The following is a 6,129-nucleotide window of genomic DNA, read 5'->3' on the forward strand; positions in this document are numbered from 1 at the left end:
TAGCTCTACACTTGGTTTTTTATTTTTGGTAGTAACATTATGACCAAGTGCAATCTACGTTAAGCGATGGGAGTCGTTTTCGTTCATTATGACTATCTGGGCAGGTTAGTTCATAGGACCGAATTGGGTGAGAGTGAATGAGTATAATAAATGAACTAGATTTGCAATTTTAATTGAATTCCCCTCTTTAACACCCGGACGAGTGCAAAGTAAAACGGTTCTAAGAAGCTGAGAAAATTCTGTTGGGATAAATTTTGCATCGATGCTTAAACTAACTCAAAAAAGGAGCGAAACTAATGACCCAAACAAAGTTTGATTCGAAAGTTCTTTCAGTTATAGAAGATAAAATTCAGTTAATTAAAATAGATAATAAGGCCATTTATTTAGTTGGTCCCATTCGACTACCAGTTAACTTATATGGGGAGACTATAGTGTTCAAATGGTATTGTTGGTTAAATTGTGACGAAGTAACAGAAAACCATGAGAGAATTATTGAGAAATTATCTTCTGTTAATTTAGCTGAGTTGCAGCAATCAAGTGTGTTAGTATACGGTGATTTTTCATATAGTGATGATGCCATCATCAGAATGCATTCCATTTGTCATACAGGAGACATATTTGGCAGTAAGCGATGCGACTGCGGTTATCAATTGAAAAAATCCATGAAAATGATAGTGGAACAAGGTGTGGGTGCATTGTTTTATCTAGCCAATCATGAAGGAAGAGGAATTGGCCTTTTTAGTAAAGCACTGGCTTATATCCTTCAGGAAAATGGCTATGATACAGTTGATGCTAATAAAAAACTGGGTTTTGTTGATGATTCCAGAAACTATAATGATGCGATACTAGTACTGAAAGCACTAAGATCCAAGCCTGTTACACTTATAACCAATAACCCCAAAAAGTTGGAAGCTTTGAAAAACGCTGGTTTGGAGGTTGCAGGTAGAAAGCCATTATGGGGAGATATTTCGGAATTTAATGAGAATTATCTTCAGACAAAGATAAAACGTTCAGGTCATTTAAAGGAAGAAAGGATTTGTCCAAATGACTAATCTCATCCTGCAGCTACAACTATATTTGTTATAGTTGTCCTATTTGGAAAGGCAGATCGCTATTTCTGAAGCACCTCCTTGGAAGCTTTTCTGTGAGTATTCGAGCAGTATATGTGCAATTAGCGAGTATTGCTGGTTTGAAAATAATGATCCTTGTTGAACTACCGGGTGCTTTTCTTCATTATCAGAAGCTGAAGAGCAGCTCCTTTTTCTTATGCAGCAAAAGGGGCAGATTCGTTCACAAAGGGTTATGGAGGTTTGTTAACAGATACTAATTTCCCCGAATTATTTCACGCAAGCAAGACAGTGCTCCATTTTTTATAAACCGTGAACTTTATTAACTTACATAAAAATTATCCTAAGAGCGACTAAGTATAGTATTTACATTCCTTGCTGAACATAGATAAGAGTGTTAACAGAGAATATTAGGATTAGGAGGGTCCATCATTTATGAAGGCTGTAACTTACCAAGGACCAAATCATGTACAAGTTAATCAAGTAGAGGATGCTAAATTAGAAAAAAAAGACGATATTATAGTTAAGATTACTTCTACTGCTAGTTGCGGATCTGATTTGCATTTATATCAAAAAGTAACATGCCATTGCCTCCAGGATATATTATTGGCCACGAACCAATGGGATTGTAGAAGAAGTTGGACCTGAAGTCACAAAAGTAAAAAAGGGAGACCGTGTTGTCGTCCCCTTTAATGTTTCATGCGGACATTGCTTTTATTGCCAACATGAAATGGAAAGCCAATGCGATAACTCAAACCCCCATTATGATTCTGGAGGATACTTTGGTTATATTTAAAAGTCCCTTTTGGCAATTTCACTCCCTTTGTTATCGAGGAATCATGCGAATTGGAGGATGAGTCCCTGCTCTTTTTATCGGAAGTTCTGCCAACAGCTTATTGGAGTGTAATTAATGCAGGTGTAAAATCTGGCGATACTGTCATTGTTCTAGGATGTGGACCTGTTGGGTTGATGGTACAAAAATTTGCCTGGATGAAAGGTGCAAAACGTGTGATAGCCATTGATTACTTGGATTACCGGATCAATCATGCGAAAAAGATGAATAAAGTCGAGGTATTTGAGTTCACAAAATACCCCGATATGGGCGAACATTTAAAAGAGATTACTCATGGTGGGGCAGATGTCGTCATCGATTGTGTAGGTATGGACGGTAAGTTTCTGGAACAAAAATTCAAACTGCAGGGCGGAACCCTTGGACCTATACAAATTCCTACGAAAGCTGTCCGGAAATACGGGACAGTGCAAATGACTGGCGTTTACGGTGGTAACTATAATCTTTTTCCATTAGGTGCATTTTGGATAAGAAATATTAATCTTAAAATGGGACAAGCTCCAGTCATTCATTTAATGCCAGAATTGTTTAAAAAAATAACAAATAACGAATTTGACCCAAGGGAAATTATCACCCACAAAATGTCCCTTGAAGACGCAAGCCATGGTTATCAAATTTTTAATAATCGTGAGGATGAATGTATAAAAGTCGTTTTAAAACCGTAATTCTCTGGAAGCATGGCATTACGCAGTGTATGTCTCGTAAAGAAGAACGTTACGAAACGCTGGTATGGAAAATTATTTTGGTATCATGGGACTGTCTTTAAGGCAGTTTTTTTATGGAAACTAAAGGGACGGTTTAGGTTGAATAAATAGTTAGATAGAACATATGCGATTCTTAGATTGGTGGATCGCATTTTTTGCGTGATCAACTTTAAGGATACTGTATGTTTTTCATTCTGGACAGGAGTTATATTTTCCGCGACATGGGATAAATTCCTTTTTCTTATTTAAAAATTTTTTAAAATGGCTGAAGATAAAAACTTTTTAAAAAAACTATCAAAATCATTTTTAAAACTTTTAAACACGATGATGTGTATGGTTTATTAGGTTTTAAAATCTGAGTTGCATGAAGTATCTTAATGAACTAAATTCATTATTTGTAATATACAGGGTCAGGAAGAAAAAAACATTCTACGGTTTAGTGTACATAAATTGAATATTTTTATCTTGAATTATTATATTTTTGTTACTATAATTACATGGAAAGTACGCGTATCGAATAATGAATGCGAATAGAATACTTTCTTTAAAAAACATATTGTAGTAAATAGATAGGGGAGTCATTATCATTGAAAAAATTAATGTTGATTACGACTGGTGGAACAGTAGCATCAATTGAAGGAGAAAACGGACTTGCACCTGAACTGCATGCCGATGATTTATTAAGTTACATACCTGAATTAAATGTCCGTTGCCGTATTGATACGAAGGAGTTCATGAACATTGATAGCACCAACATGCAACCAGAGTTTTGGATAGACTTGGCGAATGTTATTTATGAACATTACGATCAGTACGATGGCTTCGTTATTACGCATGGCACCGATACAATGGCTTATACATCAGCTGCACTTTCTTATATGTTACAAGATGCATCAAAACCAATTGTTATTACGGGGTCGCAAATTCCTATTTCGTTTAGTAAAACAGATGCAAAACGAAATATTTCAGATGCCATTCGTTTTGCTTGTGAGGAAATAGGTGGGGTATATATTGTATTTGACGGCAAGGTCATTCAAGGGACAAGAGCGATTAAACTTAGAACGAAAAGCTATGATGCCTTTGAAAGTATTAATTATCCGTATGTTGCCTCGATTCATGATGACCATATTGAATATAATAAATCCATTCATAACCAAAAAAAGAAACCCCTTCAATTAGATACATCGCTTTGTACAGATGTGGCGGTTGTGAAATTACATCCTGGGATGAAACCGGAATTTTTTGATTGCCTAAAAGGTTTGTATAAAGGAGTGGTTGTGGAGAGCTATGGAAGTGGCGGCATACCATTTCAGGTGCGCAACATTTTAGCGAAATTAATTGAATTAACAGATTACGGTGTATCGGTTGTCATTACGACTCAATGTCTAGAAGAAGGAGAAGACATGGGTATATATGAAGTCGGCCGGAAAATTGACCATGATCGTGTAGTACGTTCTAAAAATATGAACACAGAAGCAATCGTGCCGAAATTGATGTGGGTGCTAGGAAAAACGACAGATCCCAAAAAAGTGAAAGAAATGATGGAAACAACGATTGCAGCAGATATTTCCTTATATTTTTGAGATACTGCCATTAAGTTATTATCTCAAATATTGGGGGAGCTATAACCCCTGGCAGTGGACAAACTTCATCAATTGATGAAGTTGATCTTTTTTTTACAACGAAAAAACAAGTATCTTCTAAGCTAGTAAATTTTAATAAGAGGTGTTTAAATGCAACAATTATTACATGATGTAATTGGCGTAACAAATGATTTCCTTTGGTCAAAATTATTAATTATAATGCTTGTTTCTTGTGGGATTTATTTCACATTTAAATTAAAATTTGTACAGGTTAGAATGCTAAAAGAAATGGTACGTGTATTAATGGAAGGAAGAAAGGGTTCTAAAGACAGCGTTTCCCCCTTTCAAGCGTTCTGTATCGGTATGGCCGCTCGCGTTGGAACAGGTAATATCACAGGAATTGCGATTGCAATTGCATTAGGTGGTCCTGGAGCGATATTCTGGATGTGGATAATTGCAATTATTAGCTCGGCAACCAGCTTTATTGAAAGTACGTTAGCACAAGTATATAAAGTAAAAGATAAAACTGGTTTCCGAGGTGGTCCATCCTATTATATGGAAAAAGGATTAAACAAACGTTGGATGGGAGTATTATTCTCCATTTTAATTACGCTTTCTTTCGGGCTTGTATTCAATTCTGTACAATCAAATACCGTTACAATTGCTTTTGAGAACTCATTTGGTGCAGATCGTTTAACTGTAGGGATTCTCATGACACTTGCATTCGCTGCGATTATCTTTGGCGGTGTGAAGCGTATTGCAAAAATTTCTGAATACAAGGTTATGATTTTAGGTGTGTTATACCTCGGAATGGCATTATTTGTCATTGTGGTGAATATTACCAAAATGCCGGAAATTATTTCTCTTATCATTAATAATGCGTTTGGCTTTGAACAACTAGCAGGCGGTTCAATCGGAGCTGCTTTCATGAATGGGGTTAAACGTGGTTTATTCTCGAATGAAGCTGGTATGGGGAGTGCGCCAAACGTTGCCGCAACGGCAAAAACAAGTCATCCGGTAAAGCAAGGACTTATTCAGGCATTTGGCGTATTGACGGATACACTGATCATCTGTACAAGCACAGCATTTATTATTTTACTTTCGGATGCTTATAAACAACCAGGGCTAACTGGCATTGCACTTACACAAACTTCATTAAGTGAACACATCGGTTCCTGGGCATCAGGATGTCTTGCTATCTTTGTATTCCTATTTGCATTTGGTTCGTTAATTGGTAACTATTATTATGGGGAAACGAATATCCGGTTTTTACATTCAAGTAAAGTATGGTTGATTCTATATCGACTAGGCGCGTTCGCCATGATTGTATTCGGTTCGATCGCAAAAGTCGAGCTTGTATGGGATTTAGCAGATTTATTTATGGGCTTGATGGTTATCGTAAACTTAATTGCTGTTTTCTTATTATCAAAAGTAGCTTTTGCAGCATTAAGTGATTATATGAAACAGAAAAAAGCTGGTCAAGATCCTGTTTTTTATAAAGACAGCATTAAAGGGCTTGAAAATCTTGAATGTTGGGAGCACTCTCAAGATGCTGCCACTTTTATTAAAAAAAAGACAATGTAAGCAAATAAAAAAATGTTCAGACATGAACTATCTACCGAATACGTTTCCCGTTTATTTAAAGGAAGCGTCCGTGCTTCAACTACATTTAGTGCTTCATCGAATAATAATCTACCACCAGGGCTGCACTTTCTGAGCCCATTGTTGAGCTATCTGTTATGAAGTTGGAATCTTCGGTAAAGAACCGGATTTAATTTTATCTGAGGTAATCTTAATCATCAAAGGAGTTTATTCATAATGCATGTGCTTCAAAAAACACAAAAAATAGTTCGCTATCAGAATCAACAGGGCAATATACATTACGGTATTGTTGAGGATGAGATGATATTACAACTATCTAGCAG

General features: G+C 36.2%; 3 protein-coding genes and 1 pseudogene. All 4 read left to right on the top strand.

Annotated elements, in window-relative coordinates; all coding sequences use genetic code 11:
• Positions 1 to 296 precede the first annotated feature (296 nt).
• On the top strand, positions 297 to 1,052 hold the full coding sequence (locus tag ACQKNS_RS27265) for a GTP cyclohydrolase II (protein WP_427646328.1): 756 nt from the start codon (positions 297 to 299) through the stop codon (positions 1,050 to 1,052).
• A gap of 450 nt (positions 1,053 to 1,502) precedes the next feature.
• Positions 1,503 to 2,582 (top strand): annotated as a pseudogene (locus ACQKNS_RS27270) (alcohol dehydrogenase catalytic domain-containing protein).
• A 626-nt stretch (positions 2,583 to 3,208) separates the two neighbouring features.
• Positions 3,209 to 4,204 (top strand): asparaginase, encoded by a 996-nt coding sequence (locus ACQKNS_RS27275; protein ID WP_427646329.1) that lies wholly within the window; start codon positions 3,209 to 3,211, stop codon positions 4,202 to 4,204.
• A gap of 150 nt (positions 4,205 to 4,354) precedes the next feature.
• Positions 4,355 to 5,788, top strand: coding sequence for an alanine/glycine:cation symporter family protein (locus tag ACQKNS_RS27280; RefSeq protein WP_427646330.1), 1,434 nt, complete (start codon positions 4,355 to 4,357; stop codon positions 5,786 to 5,788).
• The last annotated feature ends 341 nt before the right edge of the window (positions 5,789 to 6,129 follow it).

Source organism: Peribacillus sp. NPDC094092, assembly GCF_050279365.1.
In the GTDB taxonomy this organism is placed as follows: Bacteria; Bacillota; Bacilli; order Bacillales; family DSM-1321; genus Peribacillus.